General features: G+C 64.1%; 14 protein-coding genes and 1 pseudogene. 10 read left to right on the top strand and 5 right to left on the bottom strand.

Features of this window, described 5'->3' with window-relative positions; translation table 11 throughout:
* Positions 1-90: 90 nt before the first annotated feature.
* Together mgrA and O7A05_RS21520 are read left to right on the top strand one after the other, a co-directional pair.
* Positions 91-1137, top strand: a complete 1047-nt coding sequence (mgrA, locus tag O7A05_RS21525; protein ID WP_337094966.1) for an L-glyceraldehyde 3-phosphate reductase — start codon at positions 91-93, stop codon at positions 1135-1137.
* 146 nt (positions 1138-1283) lie between these two features.
* A complete protein-coding gene (locus O7A05_RS21520; RefSeq protein WP_127874887.1) occupies positions 1284-1688 on the top strand; it encodes a Fur family transcriptional regulator in 405 nt (134 codons plus the stop codon).
* Positions 1689-1843: 155 nt separating this feature from the next.
* On the opposite strand, the gene polA is transcribed toward O7A05_RS21520, so the two are convergent.
* Positions 1844-4804, bottom strand: a complete 2961-nt coding sequence (polA, locus tag O7A05_RS21515; protein ID WP_337094965.1) for a DNA polymerase I — start codon at positions 4802-4804, stop codon at positions 1844-1846.
* A gap of 424 nt (positions 4805-5228) precedes the next feature.
* On the opposite strand from polA, the gene O7A05_RS21510 reads away from it, so the two are divergent.
* The 7 genes from O7A05_RS21510 to O7A05_RS21480 all read left to right on the top strand — a co-directional run bounded on the left by O7A05_RS21510 (position 5229) and on the right by O7A05_RS21480 (position 13479).
* The gene (locus tag O7A05_RS21510) at positions 5229-6614 is read left to right on the top strand and encodes a M20/M25/M40 family metallo-hydrolase (protein WP_337094964.1); all 1386 of its coding nucleotides are present in this window, start codon (positions 5229-5231) and stop codon (positions 6612-6614) included.
* A 121-nt stretch (positions 6615-6735) separates the two neighbouring features.
* Positions 6736-7356 (top strand): ribonuclease D, encoded by a 621-nt coding sequence (locus O7A05_RS21505; RefSeq protein ID WP_140644596.1) that lies wholly within the window; start codon positions 6736-6738, stop codon positions 7354-7356.
* 52 nt (positions 7357-7408) lie between these two features.
* A complete protein-coding gene (locus O7A05_RS21500; protein WP_337094963.1) occupies positions 7409-7609 on the top strand; it encodes a hypothetical protein in 201 nt (66 codons plus the stop codon).
* Positions 7610-7657: 48 nt separating this feature from the next.
* On the top strand, positions 7658-7804 hold the full coding sequence (locus tag O7A05_RS21495; RefSeq protein ID WP_140836137.1) for a hypothetical protein: 147 nt from the start codon (positions 7658-7660) through the stop codon (positions 7802-7804).
* A 48-nt stretch (positions 7805-7852) separates the two neighbouring features.
* Positions 7853-9820 carry an acyltransferase family protein gene (locus O7A05_RS21490; protein WP_337094962.1) on the top strand — a complete coding sequence of 656 codons (1968 nt, stop codon included), beginning with the start codon at positions 7853-7855 and terminating at the stop codon, positions 9818-9820.
* A 199-nt stretch (positions 9821-10019) separates the two neighbouring features.
* Positions 10020-12299: a transglycosylase domain-containing protein gene (locus O7A05_RS21485; protein WP_337094961.1), complete on the top strand. Its 2280-nt coding sequence runs from the start codon at positions 10020-10022 to the stop codon at positions 12297-12299.
* A 430-nt stretch (positions 12300-12729) separates the two neighbouring features.
* On the top strand, positions 12730-13479 hold the full coding sequence (locus O7A05_RS21480; protein WP_337094960.1) for an SDR family NAD(P)-dependent oxidoreductase: 750 nt from the start codon (positions 12730-12732) through the stop codon (positions 13477-13479).
* A gap of 23 nt (positions 13480-13502) precedes the next feature.
* Here the strand turns inward: O7A05_RS21480 and O7A05_RS21475 are convergent, their stop codons facing one another.
* Both O7A05_RS21475 and O7A05_RS21470 read right to left on the bottom strand, forming a co-directional pair.
* Positions 13503-14150 (bottom strand): zinc-binding dehydrogenase, encoded by a 648-nt coding sequence (locus O7A05_RS21475; RefSeq protein ID WP_337094959.1) that lies wholly within the window; start codon positions 14148-14150, stop codon positions 13503-13505.
* A gap of 18 nt (positions 14151-14168) precedes the next feature.
* Complete coding sequence (locus tag O7A05_RS21470; protein ID WP_337094958.1) at positions 14169-14423, bottom strand: alcohol dehydrogenase catalytic domain-containing protein; 255 nt, start codon at positions 14421-14423, stop codon at positions 14169-14171.
* 124 nt (positions 14424-14547) lie between these two features.
* Between O7A05_RS21470 and O7A05_RS21465 the strand changes: the two are divergent.
* Positions 14548-15353 (top strand): annotated as a pseudogene (locus O7A05_RS21465) (AraC family transcriptional regulator).
* Positions 15354-15359: 6 nt separating this feature from the next.
* Here the strand turns inward: O7A05_RS21465 and ybaL are convergent.
* Together ybaL and O7A05_RS21455 are read right to left on the bottom strand one after the other, a co-directional pair.
* Positions 15360-17159, bottom strand: coding sequence for a YbaL family putative K(+) efflux transporter (gene ybaL / locus O7A05_RS21460; protein ID WP_337094957.1), 1800 nt, complete (start codon positions 17157-17159; stop codon positions 15360-15362).
* 216 nt (positions 17160-17375) lie between these two features.
* Complete coding sequence (locus tag O7A05_RS21455) at positions 17376-17816, bottom strand: host attachment family protein (protein ID WP_337094956.1); 441 nt, start codon at positions 17814-17816, stop codon at positions 17376-17378.
* Positions 17817-17825 lie beyond the last annotated feature (9 nt).

The raw sequence follows: 17825 nt of genomic DNA, 5'->3' as shown, positions 1-17825 counted from the left end.
TCGGCGGGGAGAGGGTAAAAGGTTAGGGCAAGCATCGATTCAATTCAGGTTGGCGGTGATCGCCGCGCCCTTTCGATCCCGAGGATTCCCATGCCCTATGTCGCCGCCGAGAACCGCTACGAGAAGATGATCTATAACCGCTGCGGGCGCTCCGGCCTGAAGCTGCCGGCGATCTCGCTCGGGCTGTGGCACAATTTCGGCAACGACACGCCGCACAGGACCAAACAGGCGATCGTGCGCAAGGCTTTCGACCTCGGCATCACGCATTTCGACCTTGCCAACAATTACGGTCCGCCACCCGGCTCGGCGGAAACCGCGTTCGGCGAGATACTGCGCACCGATTTCGCCGCCTATCGCGACGAGCTGATCATCTCGACCAAGGCCGGCTACGAGATGTGGGCCGGCCCGTACGGCGAATGGGGCAGCCGCAAATATGTGCTGGCCAGCCTCGACCAGAGCCTCAAGCGCATGGGGCTCGACTATGTCGATATCTTCTATTCGCACCGTTTCGATCCCGAGACGCCGCTGGAGGAAACCATGGGCGCGCTCGACCACGCGGTGCGCTCGGGCAAGGCGCTCTATGCCGGCATCTCGTCTTACAATTCGCAGCGTACGCGGGAAGCAGCCGACATATTAAGGCGGCTCGGCACGCCCTGCTTGATCCATCAGCCGAGCTATTCCATGCTCAACCGCTGGGTCGAGGAAGACGGGCTGCTCGACACGCTGGAGGGGCTGGGCATCGGCTCGATCGTGTTCTCGCCGCTGGCGCAAGGCATGCTGACCGACAAATATCTCGGCGGCATCCCCGAAGGCAGCCGCGCCAGCCAGGGCAAGTCTTTGCGACCGGCCTTCATCAACGACAAGTCTATCGCCAACATCAGGGCGCTTAACGCCATTGCCGCACGGCGCGGCCAGACGCTGGCGCAGATGGCGCTGGCCTGGGTGCTGCGCAAGGGCCGGGTTATCACGGCGCTGATCGGCGCCAGCCGGCCGGAACAGGTCGAGGATTGCGTCGGCGCGCTCAAGGCGCTCGAGTTCTCCGATGCCGAGCTCGCCGAGATCGACACTTACGCGCGCGAGTCCGACATCAACCTCTGGGCGGCTTCGGCCGAACGCAAGGGACCGCCGCGCAAGTAGCGATTAGGCGAACCATCTCCGTCCGGCCCGTGCTTGCAGGGACGCGCTGCGGAAACGGTGGCAAAATCATTCGTTCGTCGCTATCTCAGGGAAATTGATGTCGTGCGCATGCGAGATCGCGTGCGGACGTCGATTGGGCGAACAAGATGACGGCAAGAGATGCGCTGACCAAGAACCAGCTCTGCGTGCTCGAGAAGCTCGAGGCGTCCAGCGGGCCGCTCAGCGCCTATACGCTGCTCGACCAACTTCGCGATCGCGGTTTCCGGGCGCCGCTGCAGGTCTACCGGGCACTCGACACGCTGGTGAAGTCCGGCTTCGTGCATCGGCTCGAAAGCCTCAACTCCTTCGTCGCCTGCGCCGAGCCGCATGACCACAGCCATTCGATGACGGCCTTCGCCATTTGCGACAATTGCGGCCAGGTCACAGAGATGTCCGACCATGACGTCGACCACCGGCTGGACGAATGGGTGCGCTCGACGGGATTCGCGGCCAAGAAGGCGGTGATCGAGTTTCGCGGTGTGTGTGCAAAGTGCAGGGCCGAAGCGGCGTAAGAACGCCGATATTCAGGTGAGGTCGGCCTGCAAATGGCGGCTCCCTGCGCTTCCGGTGCTCACGTACTTTAAGTACGCTCCGCTCCGGTTCTCGGGACCCACCATTTTCGACTCGACCTGACCTGAATCTCGACGCTCTTACAGCGTGGTGGTGCCTAATGCGCCTCGTCCCAGTTGTTGGCGGCGCGAGCGTCGACATGCAGCGGCACCGACATCGAGACTGCCGGCATCGGCGCGTTCTCCATCACCTTGCGCACCACGGGGATCGTCGCCTCGACCTCCGCTTCCACCGTTTCGAAGATCAGTTCGTCATGGACCTGCAACAGCATGCGAGCCGAGAGCTTCGCCTTCTCCAGCGCTGCTTCCATATGCACCATGGCGCGGCGGATGATGTCGGCGGCGGTGCCCTGGAGCCTGGCGTTGATCGAGGCGCGCTCGTTGAAGGCGCGGATCGACGGGTTGGAGGATCGTATCTCCGGATAATGGATGCGGCGGCCGAAGATGGTCTCGACGAAGCCGTTCTCTCGCGCATAGGCCTTGGTTTCCTCGATATAGTCGCGGATGCCCGGGAAGCGTTCAAAATAGCGCTTGATATAGGCGCCCGCCTCCTCGCGCGGGATCGACAGCTGGTTGGCGAGGCCGAAGGCCGAGATGCCGTAGATGATGCCGAAATTGATCGCCTTGGCGCGCCGGCGCACTTCCGAAGGCATGCCCTCGACCGGCACGTTGAACATTTCCGACGCGGTGATGGCGTGGATGTCGGCGCCGTCGGCGAAGGCCTGTTTGAGCTGGGGGATTTCGGCCACATGGGCAAGCACGCGCAATTCGATCTGGCTGTAGTCGGCCGAGACCAGCTTGTGGCCTTTTTCGGCGATGAAGGCGCTCCTGATCTTGCGCCCTTCGGCCGTGCGCACCGGGATGTTCTGCAAATTGGGATCGGAGGACGACAGCCGCCCGGTGGTGGTCGCTGCCAGCGCATATGAGGTGTGCACGCGGTTGGTGCCGGGGTTGATGAAGCCGGGCAGCGCGTCGGTGTAGGTCGATTTCAGCTTGGTGAGCTGGCGCCAGTCGACGATCTTGCGCGGCAGCTCGTGGCCTTCGGCGGCGAGATCTTCCAAAAGCTGCGCCGAGGTCGACCATTGGCCGGTCTTGGTCTTCGAGCCGCCGGGCAGCCCCATCTTGCCGAACAAGATGTCGCCGAGCTGCTTCGGCGAGCCGATGTTGATGCGCTCGCCGACGATCCCGTAAATCTCTTCCTCGACGCGGGCAGCACCCTGGGCCAATTCGCCTGACAGCCGCGACAGGATCTGGCGGTCTACGGAGACGCCGCGCTGCTCCATGCGTGCGAGCACGGGCACCAGCGGCCTTTCCAGCCGCTCATAGACGGAAACGAGGCCCTTGGCGGCAAGCCTCGGCTTCAGCACCTGCCAGAGCCGGAGCGCCAGGTCGGCCTGCTCGCCGGCATAGGCGGTCGCACGATCGATATCGACCTGGTCGAAGCCGATGGCGCTCTTGCCCGAGCCGGCAAGCTCCTTTTTCGTGGCCGGCGCGTGGCCCAGCCACTTCTCCGACAGGGAAGCGAGGTCGTGACCGCCGGAGGTGCCTGCATCGAGCACGTAGGAGATCAGCATCGTGTCGTCAAACGGAGTGACCTCGATGCCGTGCCGGCTCATCACGACGATATCGTATTTCATGTCCTGCACGATCTTGAGGACCGATCGGTCCTCAAGCAGCGGCTTGAGCAGCGCCAGCGCCTTGCGGACCGGGATCTGGTTCTCCACAAGGCCGCCGCCAAGCAGATCGCCATTGCCGCTCTTGTGGGCGAGCGGCACATAAACGGCGCGGCCCGTCGCGAGCGCCATGGACAGGCCGATGAGATCGGCCTGCATCGGGTCGGACGAGGTGGTCTCGGCGTCGAAGGCAAGGATGCCGGCGTCGCGGGCTTCGGCTATCCAGGCCTCGAGCGCGGCCGTATCGCGGATGGGCGCATAGGCCGAAATGTCGATCTTGCGCGCCGACGCCTGTTCCAGCCGCAGCGCCGAGAGGAGCGATGGGGTATCGCCTTGCGGCGGCGCATCCTCGCCCCTGACCGGCGCAGCCGGTTTTCCGGCGTCGTTCGGCGCGGTCGGCCTTGGCACCGGCGGCGCGCCGGCGCCGACATCGGGGCCATGCGCGGTATCGGCGCGCTCGACGGTGACGGCGGTGGCCTGGACATCGCCAATGTCCGTTCCGGTCGCTTCGGCGACGCGGCGGGTCAGCGTGGTGAATTCCATCGTCTTCAGGAACCCGATCAGCTTCGGGCCGTCAGGCGCATGCAGGACAAGGTCGTCCAGGCCTTCCTTCAGCGGCACGTCGTTCTTCAACGTCACCAGCTCGCGAGAGATGCGGGCCTTGTCGGCGTTGGCGATGATGGTCTCACGCCGTTTTTCCTGCTTGATCTCCGAAGCACGCGCGAGCAGCCCATCAAGGTCGCCGAACTGTTCGAGCAATTGCGCCGCCGTCTTCGGGCCGATGCCCGGCACGCCCGGAACATTGTCGACCGAGTCGCCGGTGAGCGCCTGCAGGTCGATCATCTTTTCCGGCGGCACGCCCCATTTCTCGATCACCTCGGGAATGCCGATCTGGCGATCCTTCATCGGGTCGTACATGCCGACGGTCGGACCGACCAGCTGCATCAGATCCTTGTCGGAAGAGATGATGGTGGTGTCGGCGCCGGCTTCGCAAGCCAGCCGGCAATAAGTTGCGATGATATCGTCGGCTTCAAAACCCTCCGTCTCTATGCAAGGGACATTGAAGGCCGCGGTCGCCTGGCGGATCAGGCCGAATTGCGGGATCAGGTCTTCCGGCGGCGCAGAGCGGTTGGCCTTATATTCGGGGTAGAGATCGCTGCGGAAGGTTTTCGACGAATAATCAAAGATGACGGCGAAATGCGTCGGCACCACGCCGACATCAGTGTTGCGGGCGTCCTGCATCAGCTTCCATACCATGTTGCAGAAGCCGAGCACGGCGCTGGTCGGCAGGCCGTCGGATTTGCGGTTGAGCGGCGGCAGCGCGTGGTAGGCGCGGAAAATGTAGCCGGAGCCGTCGACGAGGAACAGGTGATCGCCTTTTTTCATGCCGGCAGGGATAGCGCGGCCGGGCTTCGCGGTCCATGGCTAAGGCTGTGGAACCCACCGGTTCGGGCAACACCCCTGACACATCCTGTCCGGCTGGAAATTTGCCGCTCACGGGCATGTTACAAAAGTGTAATTCTCGTGCCCTTGAATCGCCATGTTCACAGACCCAAATAGATGTCATCGGCAGTTTTTCGCCGAAGTCCGGAGTAAGGCCCGTCCCCCGCCTATCCCGGGCAAACTGCGGCAGCCTATCCCCCCTCTCCGGGCTGCCGCAACGTTTTGAGTAGAGACCGCCGTGGTTCCCCCTCCACCACGGCGGTCTTCTTTTATTTGGCGATAGCGATGCCGGCGTTGGTCCAACAATCACGGCTTTTCGTTTTCGGCGTGGCCCTTTAGGGTCGGCCGAAACTTGAAAGGCTTCCGCATGTCCAGAATCGCCCCCGTCCTCGAGCGTCTCGACCAGAATCTCGACCAAAGCCTGGAGCGGCTGTTCGGCCTGCTCGGCATCAAGTCGATCTCCACCGATCCGGCCTTTGCCGCCGACTGCCGCAAGGGCGCCGAATGGCTGGTCGCCGAGCTCAAGCTGATCGGTTTCGACGCGCGTGTGCGCGACACGCCCGGACATCCGATGGTGGTGGCGCATCACGAGGGACCGGCGGGCGCGCCGCATGTGCTGTTCTACGGCCACTACGACGTCCAGCCGGTCGATCCGATCGAATTGTGGGAAACCGATCCGTTCGCGCCTTCGATTAAGGAGATCAAGCCCGGCCGCAAGGTGATCACCGGCCGCGGCTCGGCCGACGACAAGGGGCAGCTGATGACCTTCGTCGAGGCCTGCCGCGCGTGGAAGCAGGTGCATGGCACTCTACCCTGCCGCGTCACCATCCTGTTCGAAGGCGAAGAGGAATCCGGCTCGCCGTCGCTGAAGCCGTTCCTGGAAGCCAACGCGGCCGAGCTGAAGGCGGATTTCGCGCTGGTCTGTGACACCAGCATGTGGAACCGCGAGACGCCGTCGATCTGCGTATCGTTGCGCGGCATGGTCGGCGAGGAGGTCACCGTCAAGGCGGCCAACCGCGACCTGCATTCTGGCCTCTATGGCGGTCCGGCCGCCAATCCGATCCGGATCCTGGCCAAGGTGCTGGCCGATATTCACGACAAGGACGGCCGCGTCACCATTGCGGGCTTCTATGACGGCGTCGAGGAGACGCCCTCGCAGGTGCTGAAATCCTGGGAGGGACTTGGCGAGACGGCCGAGACCTTCCTCGGACCGGTCGGACTCTCCATTCCGGCCGGCGAAAAGGGCCGCTCGGTGCTTGAACTCACCTGGGCGCGACCGACCGCGGAATTCAACGGCATTATCGGCGGATATACCGGCAAGGGTTTCAAGACGGTGATCGCGGCGGAGGCCTCGGCGAAAGTGTCGTTCCGGCTCGTACACAAGCAGGATCCGAAGAAGATCCGCGCTGCTTTCCAGGCCTTCGTGCGCGAGCGCATCCCGGCCGATTGCTCGGTCGAATTCCACCCGCATGGCGGTTCGCCGGCGATCCAGCTTTCCTACGACTCGCCTTTCCTGGCCAAAGCCAAGGATGCGCTGTCCGACGAATGGGAGAAGCAGGCGGTCACCACCGGCGGCGGCGGCTCCATTCCCGTGGTCGGGGATTTCCAGACCTATCTCGGCATGGAATCGCTGCTGGTCGGCTTCGGCCTCGACGACGACCGCATCCATTCGCCGAACGAGAAATACGAGCTGACTTCGTTCCACAAGGGTCAGCGGTCCTGGGCGCGCATCCTCGACGCGCTGACGCGTTGAAATTCAACTTTCTGTTGATTTTTCTCCGGATCGCGGCGAGGACGAATGACCAGCGCAACGCGCCGCCTGCTGGCGCATCCCAGGCGATGCGCGGTATTGCGGCCGCGATCCGGAGAAGAGAATGACCGACATCCGTTTCCACAAGAACGATCTGCCTGACCTGTCGCGCTATAATGTCGGCGCGGTGGCCATCGACACCGAGACGCTGGGACTCAACCCGCATCGCGACCGGCTCTGCGTGGTGCAGATTTCGCCCGGCGACGGGAGCGCCGACGTCATCCAGATCGCTCCAGGCCAGAAAGAGGCGCCGAACCTCGCCAGCCTGTTGAGAAACAACACGATCACCAAGCTGTTTCACTACGGCCGGTTCGACATCGCCGTGCTCTACCACACCTTCGGCGTGATGGCCGAGCCGGTGTTCTGCACCAAGATCGCCTCGCGGCTCACCCGCACCTATACCGATCGGCATGGGCTGAAGGATCTCTGCAACGAACTGCTCGGCATCGGCCTGTCCAAGGCGCAGCAATCCTCCGACTGGGCGGCCGAAACGCTCTCGCCCGAACAGCTCGAATATGCCGCCTCGGACGTGCTCTACCTGCACAGGCTGCACGAGGTGCTGGGCGCGCGCCTGGCGCGCGAAAACCGCACCAAGGAGGCGGATGCTTGCTTCCGTTTCCTGCCGACGCGCGCCAAGCTCGACCTTATGGGCTGGGCGGAGGAAGACATCTTCGCGCATAGCTGACGGAACCCGGCGCGTCGAAGGGACGTTGGGACCGGTTCGTGGAGGGAGTGAGATGGCAGAGCGCAAACCGATAGAAAGCGCGCCGAAGGACGGCTCGAAGGTCACCATCCTGTGGAAAGGCAGCGACGGCGTCGTCAATGAATCCATCGGCCAGTATCGCGACGGCGGCTGGTGGGTCTACACCGACAGCGACACGCAAAAGAAGGTCGATCCGACGAGCTGGCGCCCAGCATCAGATGACGGCGACCAGTAGGCTGCCTGCAGGCTTCAAAGCGGGCCTTGACCGAAACAAGGGGACGCAATGAGGCAGAACACGCTCTATCTCATCATCGGGGCGCTGGTCGCGGTTGTCATCGCGCTCGGCATCTATGTCTATCGCGAGCAGACCAAGCCGAAAGGCGTTGAGCTCAAAATCGACGACAAGGGCATTTCGATCCAGCAGAATTGACTATGGTGGCCAGCCGGGAGACCGGCGCCGTGAGGGGCTAGACCGGCTTTGCGAGACGACATTGCGCCGGGGGGATTTCGGCCGGAGATACAGGGGCTGCGCGGGCTTGCCGTAGCCTTTGTGGTGATTTTCCACATCTGGCCGGCAGCGCTTCCCGGCGGCTATGGCGGAGTCGACATCTTCTTTGTCATCTCCGGCTTCCTCATCACCGGCCTGCTCACGCGCATGGCGCTCAGCGAAGACGGCATCTCTCTGGTCGGCTTTTACACGCGCCGGGTCAGGCGGCTGCTGCCGGCGGCGATCGTCGCGCTCCTGGTCACGCTCGCGGGAACGCTGCTGTTCGTGTCGGACGCATGGTGGGAAGAAACCGCCAAACAGGTGATCGCAAGCGCGCTCTATGTGCAGAACTGGCGACTTGCCGAGCAGGCCGTGGACTATCTCGGCGCCGAGGACGCGCCGAGCCCCGTGCAGCATTTCTGGTCGCTGTCGATCGAGGAGCAGTTCTACATCGTCTGGCCGTTGCTGATGATGGCGGCGCTGTGGTGGGCCAGGCGTCGCGGGCACTCGCCCGTGCAAATGCTCATCGTCGTGCTCGGCGTGGTCATGGCGGGCTCGCTCGGCACTTCCGTCGTTCTCACCCGATCCGATCCGGCATGGGCCTATTTCGTCACCCACACGCGAGTTTGGGAGCTGGCCCTCGGCGGGCTGCTGGCGCTGACTTTGGACCGGTTCCAGCCGAACAGGCGCGCGCGGACAGCGATGGCTGTCGCGGGCATGTTGGCGGCGCTTGCATCGGCGATGCTGTTTTCAAGGTCGACCGATTTTCCAGGCTTCAAGGCGCTATTGCCGACGCTCGGCGCGGCTCTGATCATTGGGGCCGGCAGCGTACGCATGGGCGGCTTCCGCGGCCTGGATGTCGCGGCGCTGCGCTATATCGGCGATCGCTCCTATTCGATCTATCTGTGGCATTGGCCGCTGATCATTTTTTACGCCGCGCAGCGCGGCGCGATCGGCCTTGCCGATGGTCTTCTGCTGATCATCTCTACGCTGCTGGTTTCCGAACTCTCCTATCGCTTCGTCGAACAGCCCTATCGCCGTTCGCGCTCGTCCGTGGCATGGCGCCCGCTGATCGACGGCACCGTGGCGGTGGGAGTGTGCGTGGCGGTGGCAGGCGGACTCGTCTATGCCGTCGATCGGCAGCCCATCGACACCAGCTTGATCGGGACGCCGAATTATCCGGGACCTGCGGCCTTGCTGGCGAACGCTGTCGTCCCCCAGGGCGTCAAGTCGTTGCCGCCCTTGAGCAAGATCGGCAGCGACGTGCCCGTCATCTACAGGATGAAGTGTCATCAGGAGCAGAAGGGAACCGACGCGACCGGTTGCCTGCTTGGTGACCCGGCGGGGACAAGGACCATCGTCGTGATGGGCGATTCCCACGCGGCGCAATGGGTGCCGGCCGTCGACAAAATCGCCAAAGACAGAAAATGGAAGCTCGTCACCTTCACCAAGGCGGCATGCCCGGTAACCCGGGTCACCATCCTTGACGACGGCAAGCCGTATCAGCAATGCGCGCAGTGGCGGGAGAAAGTTCTCGCCGAAATCGCCAAATTGAAGCCCGACGTCGTGATCACCAGCCAGAGCAACTACACTGGCGTTGCGCAAGATGCGATGATTGCGGGATTGCGAAGCGTCTGGAGCGAGCTCAAAAGTGAGGGCGTGCGCGTCATCGCCATCCGCAACACACCTTTCAGCCTGTTCGATCCACGCAGTTGCCTGGGAACCGATCCCGGCAAATGCGTCAATCCGCGCAGCGAGGTCGAACGGGAAAACATCTACGCGCTCGCTGCCCAGTCCGTCGCGGGGGTGACCTTGGTCGACATGAACGATGCGCTCTGCGGCAAGGACAGTTGCCCGGCGGTGGTCGGCAACATCGTCGTGCTGCGCGACAACCATCATCTCACGGCAACCTACGCGCTGGCGCTGGCTCCCTACCTGGCCAAGGCAGCGGGACTTTGAGCAACCGTCCACCCGCGATAATACGGCGTCCCGCAGGCGATGGATTCGACAGCGAAGGACGGTGCGATGCCGTTGGATTCAGAAAATCCTAAGGGTTTTCAAAACGCTGCATAAACCCTGCTTTAACCCGCCCTTAAACCGCCGCATCTACTCTGCAACCCGAACGCCATCGGCATCGGGGACAGACAAGCAAGAGCACATGGCGAACCGCAGGGACAGTCGCATCGAACCGAGCTTCGAGGGATCGCCGCGCGCGAAATCTTCCGAGGGCTTTTCGGTGAGCGAGGAGGATCGCGTCGTGCCGCGCACCCGTAAATCCGCTGCGAAGGGCAGATCCGCAAAGGTGAAATCACGCGGTCGCGGCCGCGACCGCAGCCGGCGGGGCTTGCTCGGCATCGCCACCCGTCTGGTCTACTGGTGCTTCGTGCTGTGCATCTGGGGCGGCATCGCGGCAGCGGGCATCGTCGTCTATTACGGCGCCAAGATGCCGGCGGCGACGACATGGTCGGTCCCGGACCGCGCGCCCAACATCAAGATCGTGTCGGTCGATGGCGCGCTGATCGCCAATCGCGGCACGTCGGGCGGCGAGGCCGTCGGCCTGCACGAAATGTCACCCTATATCCCGGAGGCCGTCGTCTCCATCGAGGACCGCCGCTTCTATTCGCATTTCGGCATCGACCCGATCGGCCTGTCGCGCGCCATGGTCACCAACCTCGTCGGCGGCCATTTCTCCCAAGGCGGCTCGACGCTGACGCAGCAGCTGGCCAAGAACCTTTTCCTGACCCCGGACCGCACGCTGGAACGCAAGGTCCAGGAAGTGCTCTTGGCGCTCTGGCTCGAACACAAGCACACGAAGGACCAGATCCTCGAAATGTACCTCAACCGGGTCTATTTCGGCTCGGGCGCCTATGGTGTCGAGGCGGCCTCGCGGCGCTATTTCGGCAAGAGCGCGCGCGACGTGACGCTTTCGGAAGCTGCGCTCCTTGCGGGTTTGCTCAAGGCGCCGTCCAAGCTGTCGCCGGCGCGCGATCCCAAAGCGGCCGAGGAGCGGGCGCAGCTCGTGCTCGCCGCCATGCGCGAGACAGGCAAGATCAGCGACAAGGAATACAAGACCGCGCTGAGCGCGCCGGCAACGCGCGCGCCGTCCTACTGGACCGGCTCTGAAAACTATGTCGCCGACACGGTGATGGACGAACTTCCCGACCTCATCGGCGACGTGCGCGGCGACATCGTCATCAACACCACCGTCGACCTCAACCTGCAGAAGATTGCCGAACAGTCGATCCGCCGGCTGATCGACGAAAGCGGCAAGAAGCTAAACGTCAGCCAAGGCGCGCTGGTGTCGATCGACGATTCCGGCGCGGTGCGCGCCATGGTCGGCGGCTATGATTATTCGACCAGCCAATTCGACCGCGCCTCTGAAGCGCGCCGCCAGCCAGGCTCGGCCTTCAAGCCCTTCGTCTACATGGCGGCTCTGGAGGCAGGCCGCACGCCGGACAGCATCCGCAACGACGCGCCGATCAAAATCGGCAAATGGACGCCCGACAATTACGGCGGCAAATATTACGGCAAGGTCACGCTGGCCACGGCTCTTGCCAAGTCGCTCAATTCGGTCGCGGCACAGCTCACCATGGAGGTCGGACCCGACGCTGTGGTCGAAGCCGCGCATCGCATGGGCATCCAGTCCGACCTGCAGGCCAACACCTCGATCGCGCTCGGCACGTCGGAGGTGACGCCGCTGGAATTGACCTCGGCCTATGTGCCGTTCGCCAATGGCGGCTACAAGCCGGATATCCATTTCATCCAGCGCATCACGACAGCCAACGGCAAGGTGCTCTACGAGGGCAGCACCGGCAGCGCGCCGCGCGTCATCAAGGCCGATATCGTCGGCATGATGAACTCGATGATGACCGGGACCGTCGAGGTCGGCACCGCCAAGAAGGCGGCGTTCAACTGGCCTTCGGCCGGCAAGACCGGCACCAGCCAGAACTCGCGCGATGCCTGGTTCGTCGGCTACACCGCCAATCTCACCACCGGCGTGTGGTTCGGCAATGACGACGGCAGCCCGATGAAGAAGGTCACCGGCGGCGCCTTGCCGGCGCAGGCCTGGCATGAATTCATGGTGGCCGCGCATGAAGGCGTGCCGGTGCGGCCGCTGCCCGGCACCTGGAAGTCGACGCCGTCCGATACGATCGTGCCGGACGAGATCCCGTCGGCGGACGCCTCGCAGACGCCGCCTGTGCCGCCCGCGGCTGTCGGCCAGTCACAGCCTGCTACTCCATCGCAGCCTGTCGCCCAGGCGCCCGCGCGTCAGGTGCGGACCGCGCGACCTGCCGAGACCGTCGATGCCGCCGGCTTCGGCATACCGAGCGACAGCGGCGAAACCGCCTCGATCAAGCATCCGGTGCCGCCCGGCAATGTCGGCGGCCCGACGAAAAAGCGCCAGACTTCAATCCTCGATATATTGAGCGGGGGTTAGACAATGGCAGGCGAACCGGCCGAGTCGACTGATGGGAAAGGATACAAGCGTCTAAGCACGTGGCAGTGGCTCTTGCTGGCCGGGATGACGGTCAGTGTCGTGGCCATTCGACACCTGCCATATCTCTATTACCCCGATCCTCGATACCTCGATCAGGAAAGAGTCGGGGCGATATACGGCTCCGTCATCCTGGGGTTTTGTTGCCTTATGGATTGGCCTGGGGCATTGCGCGCCTAGCCAGACGGTCGCGGGGAACTTTTCTAGCGGTGCTCTGGACGTTGTCGGGTCTGGTTTTTCTTCTCAATCTCGGCCTGCGTGCGGCGTGCCCGACTTGCTATTGAATGGCGATTGCCGGCCGATCTTGCGATCTCCTAGCGGCCTCTCGTCATTGTAACCATATTCGGCTAGATCACGCGCCGGAGACCGCGACATGGCCGAGACCGACAGCAGAAAAACCATTGTGCTCACCGGCGCCAGCCGGGGCATCGGCCATGCGACGGTGAAGCGGTTTTCGCGCGAAGGCTGGCGCGTCATCACGTGCTCGCGCCAGGCCTTTTCCGAGGATTGCCCGTGGCCGGCCGGCCCCGAGGATCACATCAAGGTCGATCTCGCCGACCAGGAGGATGTCGGTATCGCCGTTTCGGAAATCCGTCACCGGCTGGAGGCGCATGGCGGACAGCTGCACGCGCTGGTCAACAATGCCGGCATCTCGCCGAAGCTGAAGGACGGCAGCCGGATGAACTCGATCGACACGCCGATGCATGTCTGGCGCGACGTGTTCCAGGTCAATTTCTTCGCGCCGATCATGCTGGCGAGAGGTCTGTTCAAGGAGCTCGCCGCTGCCAAGGGCTCGATCGTCAACGTCACCTCGATCGCCGGCACCAGGGTGCATCCGTTCGCCGGCACGGCCTATGCCACATCCAAGGCGGCGCTGGGCTCGCTGACGCGCGAGATGGCGCATGACTTCGGCCCGCACGGCATCCGCGTCAACGCCATCGCGCCGGGCGAGATCGACACGGCGATCCTGTCGCCCGGCACCGACAAGATCGTCGAGACAATCCCCCTCAGGCGCCTCGGCGCCACCTCGGAAGTCGCCGACATCATCTTCTTCCTGTGTTCGGGCCAGGCGTCCTACGTGACCGGCTCGGAAATCCACATCAATGGCGGCCAGCACGTCTGAGCGGCTGGCGCCAAGGACCCCGCTCATCCGGCCATGGTCACAATGGCCTTGCCGCTGAAGCTGCGTTGCCGCAGCGCGTCCAGGGCCCGGCCGATGTCCGTCCAAGGCACGGTCATGGCCACGCGCGTTTCGAGCCTGCCGGCTGCGACGAGATCGAGCAGCGCGGCGATGTCGGCGCCGATGGCTGAACCGGACGTGTAATAGGCGAAGGTCTGAAGCCTCGCGCCTTCGTGGCCCGGAACGAACTGGCGGAAGCCAATCGGCGTGAGCTCGCCGCTGCTCGAGCCGAGCATGACGATAGTCCCGCCGGGCGCGACATGTTCGATCGCGTCGGCAAGGCTTTTGCCGCCCACCGACTCGGTGATCAATGAAAACGATCCCTCGGCCAGTTCGATCGACTCGACGAGCTGCCCGGCGCCCAGATCGCGAAGATCATCGTGGTGCCGGGCCGAAGCGACCGCTGTCACCGAAGCGCCTTGTTCGCGGGCGATCTGGATCTGGAAGCGGCCGACCGCGCCGCTCGCGCCGGTGATCAGGACCCGCTGTCCGGCGAGATCGCCGCCATGGCGCAAGGTTCTCAGCGCCGTCGTGCCCGCCACCGGGAGCGTGGCCGCGGACGCGAAGCTGACCGCGTCCGGCATGATGGCGAGACGATCGGTCGGAACGGCCACGCGCTCGGCCCAGCCGGCCTAGTCGACCAAGGCAGCAACGCGCGTGCCCGAGGCCGGGCCTGAACCATCGGCGGCCGCGCGCTCGACAATGCCGACGATGTCCTGGCCGGGTATCCAGCCGTCGGGACGTATGCCGAGCAGGCGCAGTTCACCACGATTCAACGATGTTGCATGAACAGCCACCAATGCTTCACTTCCATTGCAGCTTGGCTCCTCGGCTCTGGTGAGCTTCAGCCGGTTGGGGCTGTCGGAAGAAATGGCGAGAGCGAGCACAGGCCCCTCCTCTTGAAATCGGCTTTGGGAGGCGCGATCGATTGACAGAACGGCTGGAGCCTATCGACTTTCGATCTCGAAGAATTTAGAGATAAAGCCAGATAATCGCTAAAAGACATCAGATATGAGACAGCCACTCCGTTGGCCCTGGCTGGATTTCGACGTCGATGACGTGGCTGCGCCGGCGATCGCTATTGGCGTCGATGTCACCGAGACCAGAGCCGAGGTGCGCGAGCATTGGCATCGCAAGGGGCAGCTCGTCTTCGCCTTCGGCGGCGGCGTCACCTGCCGCGTTCCGAGCGGGCTTTGGATGGTGCCGCCGCATTGCGGCGTGTGGGTGCCGAGCCGCATGGAACACAGCAACATCGCAACGGCCAATGCGCGGATTTTCTTCGTCTATATCGAGCCGGGCGCCGCCGACCTGCCGGATCGGTGCTGCACGCTTTCGATCTCGCCGCTGCTGCGCGAGCTGATCATCGAACTGTCGGACTGCGCGCCGGACGATGCGCGCGGCAACTTCCTGGGAAGCGTGCTGCTCGCGGAACTGCCGCGTATGCCGGTTCAGCAATTGCATTTGCCGATCTCGGCCGAGCCGCGGTTGCGGCGGATCGCCGAAGCGCTGGCCGACGACCCGCCGATCGCAGCACGCTGGCGGAGTGGGCCGACCGCCTGGCGCTCAGCGAGAGCAGCCTGGCGCGCCTCGTCGTGAAGGAGAAAGGCTTAAGTTTCGGGCGCTGGCGCCAGCAACTGCATTTGATCGTAGCACTCAGGGAGTTGTCCGCCGGCGCCAGCGTGCAGCAGGTGTCGGGCGATCTCGGCTATGAATCCGTGACTGCCTTCATCACCATGTTCAAGAAGGCGCTGGGCAAGCCGCCGGCGAAATATCTCAGCGATATCGTGCAGAATGGCGGTTCCGCATTCCTGGCCTGACATCCATCAAGCGGGCTGCGGGTTGATCTCCAAGGCACGCCCGGCCGGATGCGTGGCCGTGCCGGTCACCACCTCGACGATGGCGCGGGCAATCTCGCGCTCGCCCATGATCACGATGTCGGCGCCGAGCCCTTTGAGGTGCTCGACCTCGGCGTCGGAATGGGCGCGGGCGATGACATCGATCGCCGGATTGGCCGCGCGAGCCCTGAGCACAACCTGCCCCGCCTCGAAAGCGTTGGGGATAGCGAGGATCAGCCGCTTGGCGCCCTCCGGATTTGCGGCTGCGAAGACGTCCGCATTGGCGGCATTGCCGGCGACGGTCTCGACGCCGTCGTCGCGCAGCTTGGCCAGCGTCTTGTCGGCATCCTCGATGACCAGGAAGGGCAGGGCGGCTTCTTTCAACGCCGCGCCCACCAGGCTGCCGACGCGGCCATAGCCGATGAGGATGGAATGGCCGGCAAGCGCCGTTTTCGGCGGCGGACCGTCTTCCTTTTCTGGAGCCGCCAACACAGAAGCGACCTGGCCGGGCTCGGTCGCCGGGCCGATCGGCCTTTGCTCGTCGACCGGCGTGGCCTTGCCGGCGCGCTTTTCCAGCCACGGCTTCATCCAGTCGACAACGAGGAACATCAGCGGATTGAGCAGGATCGAGAGGATCGCGCCAGCCAGGATCAGGTCGCGGCCCTGCTCGGGCAACAGCTTCAGGCCGACGCCAAGCTCGGCCAGGATGAAGGAAAATTCGCCGATCTGGGCAAGGCTCGCCGAAATCATCAGCGCGGTCGCGATCGGATAGCGGAAGACAATGACGATGACGAAAGCGGCGATCGACTTGCCGATGACGATGATGGCCAAAGTGGCGAGGATCGGCAGCCCGTTGCTGATCAGGCTGAACGAGTCGAACAGCATGCCGACCGAGACGAAGAACAGCACCGAGAAGGCGTCGCGCAGCGGCAGCGATTCTTCCGCCGCGCGGTGGCTGAGCTCGGATTCGCTCATGATCATGCCGGCGAAGAAGGCGCCGAGCGCCAGCGAGACGCCGAACAGCTTCGCCGCGCCGAAGGCGACGCCGAGCGCAATGGCCAGCACCGCGAGCCGGAACAATTCCCGGGAGCCGGTGTGAGCGACGTAATGCAGGATCCACGGAATAACCCTGCGGCCGACCACCAGCATGACGACGACGAAGGCGGCGACCTTGGCGAGCGTGACGCCGACCACGCCCCAAATGCCGTAGCTGGCGGGCAGCGAGAGCACGCTCGCATGGTCTTCGATCTGGGGCTGGCCGCCGAGCACGCCCGCGAGTGCCGGCAACAGCACCAGCGCCAGCACCATGGCGAGGTCCTCGACGATCAGCCAGCCGACGGCGATGCGGCCGCGTTCGGTCTCGATCAGCCGCCGCTCCTGCATGGCGCGCAAAAGCACCACGGTCGAGGCGACCGAAAGCGCGAGGCCAAAGACCAGGCCGGCGCCCAGCGACCAGCCGAGCAGCCAGGCAAGTCCCACGCCGAGCAAGGTTGCAAAGCCGATCTGCACGATGGCGCCCGGCACCGCGATGGCGCGGACGGACAGAAGGTCCTTCAGCGAAAAATGCAGGCCGACGCCGAACATCAAAAGGATGACGCCGATTTCCGCGAGCTCGTTGGCGAGGCTGGCGTCGGCGACGAAGCCGGGCGTGTTCGGACCGACAAGGACGCCGGCGACAAGATAGCCGACGAGCGGCGGGATGCGGAAACGGTTGGCTAACGCCCCGAAGACGAATGCAAGCCCCAGACCGGCGACGATGGTGGCGATAAGGGGCGTGTCATGCGGCATTGTCTATGGAGCGCCTTTCGAAAATTCACGATGTCGGATGGGCGCCCGCCGAGGCCGTCGCCTTCGGCAATATGGTGGACGGAGCGGCGATGATGCAACCGCCGCCGCGCAGAATTCGACGCTGAAGGCGGCGCGCACCGGAAAATCGGCGCCGCGCCGACAAAGAGACGGCTTCGGGACGCGATCCAGCCTCGCAGCCGCTCTCTTTTCGTCGCCTTATGCCGCCTGCAACAGGTTCTCGATGTCGGAAATCGTGTGGTTGGTGAGCGTCTTGGGGATTTCCGCTTGCACCTTCTCGCCCACCTCCTTGTGCAGTTTCTGGCGCATCTCACCAAGCACCTGCGGCGGCGCAATCAGCACGACCGCGTCGAACGCGCCGCGATGCGCAAGCTTGTAGAGCCGGTCGGCGATCTCAACGGCGAAGCGCTCCTTGCCGAGACGGTGCCAATCGGTTTCTTCGACGGCGCTGCGGGGACCCTCGTTGCTCTGGCGGCCCGGCTTGTCGCTGCCTTGTTCGCGCGTCGGGGGGTTCTCCTGCTCCATCTCATGCACCACCTCCAGGTTCGGGAACTTGTTGTCGCCCTGGTTGCGCAGGAAGAGCGCCTTTTCGCCATCGGCCACGACGACCCATACTCCGTGTTTCAGCTTGACGTTCATGGCGTTCCT

It is taken from the genome of Mesorhizobium argentiipisi (SeqCode) (genome assembly GCF_037179585.1).
GTDB lineage: Bacteria > Pseudomonadota > Alphaproteobacteria > Rhizobiales > Rhizobiaceae > Mesorhizobium > Mesorhizobium argentiipisi.
This window is presented reverse-complemented; position numbering and strand designations above follow the sequence as displayed.

Excerpts from the sequence above, each read along its gene's own strand:
- mgrA (WP_337094966.1), top strand. The coding sequence starts at position 91 with ATGCCCTATGTCGCCGCCGAGAACCGCTACGAGAAGATGATCTATAAC.
- O7A05_RS21520 (WP_127874887.1), top strand. The coding sequence starts at position 1,284 with ATGACGGCAAGAGATGCGCTGACCAAGAACCAGCTCTGCGTGCTCGAG.
- polA (WP_337094965.1), bottom strand. The coding sequence starts at position 4,804 with ATGAAAAAAGGCGATCACCTGTTCCTCGTCGACGGCTCCGGCTACATT.
- O7A05_RS21510 (WP_337094964.1), top strand. The coding sequence starts at position 5,229 with ATGTCCAGAATCGCCCCCGTCCTCGAGCGTCTCGACCAGAATCTCGAC.
- O7A05_RS21505 (WP_140644596.1), top strand. The coding sequence starts at position 6,736 with ATGACCGACATCCGTTTCCACAAGAACGATCTGCCTGACCTGTCGCGC.
- O7A05_RS21500 (WP_337094963.1), top strand. The coding sequence starts at position 7,409 with ATGGCAGAGCGCAAACCGATAGAAAGCGCGCCGAAGGACGGCTCGAAG.
- O7A05_RS21495 (WP_140836137.1), top strand. The coding sequence starts at position 7,658 with ATGAGGCAGAACACGCTCTATCTCATCATCGGGGCGCTGGTCGCGGTT.
- O7A05_RS21485 (WP_337094961.1), top strand. The coding sequence starts at position 10,020 with ATGGCGAACCGCAGGGACAGTCGCATCGAACCGAGCTTCGAGGGATCG.
- O7A05_RS21480 (WP_337094960.1), top strand. The coding sequence starts at position 12,730 with ATGGCCGAGACCGACAGCAGAAAAACCATTGTGCTCACCGGCGCCAGC.
- ybaL (WP_337094957.1), bottom strand. The coding sequence starts at position 17,159 with ATGCCGCATGACACGCCCCTTATCGCCACCATCGTCGCCGGTCTGGGG.
- O7A05_RS21455 (WP_337094956.1), bottom strand. The coding sequence starts at position 17,816 with ATGAACGTCAAGCTGAAACACGGAGTATGGGTCGTCGTGGCCGATGGC.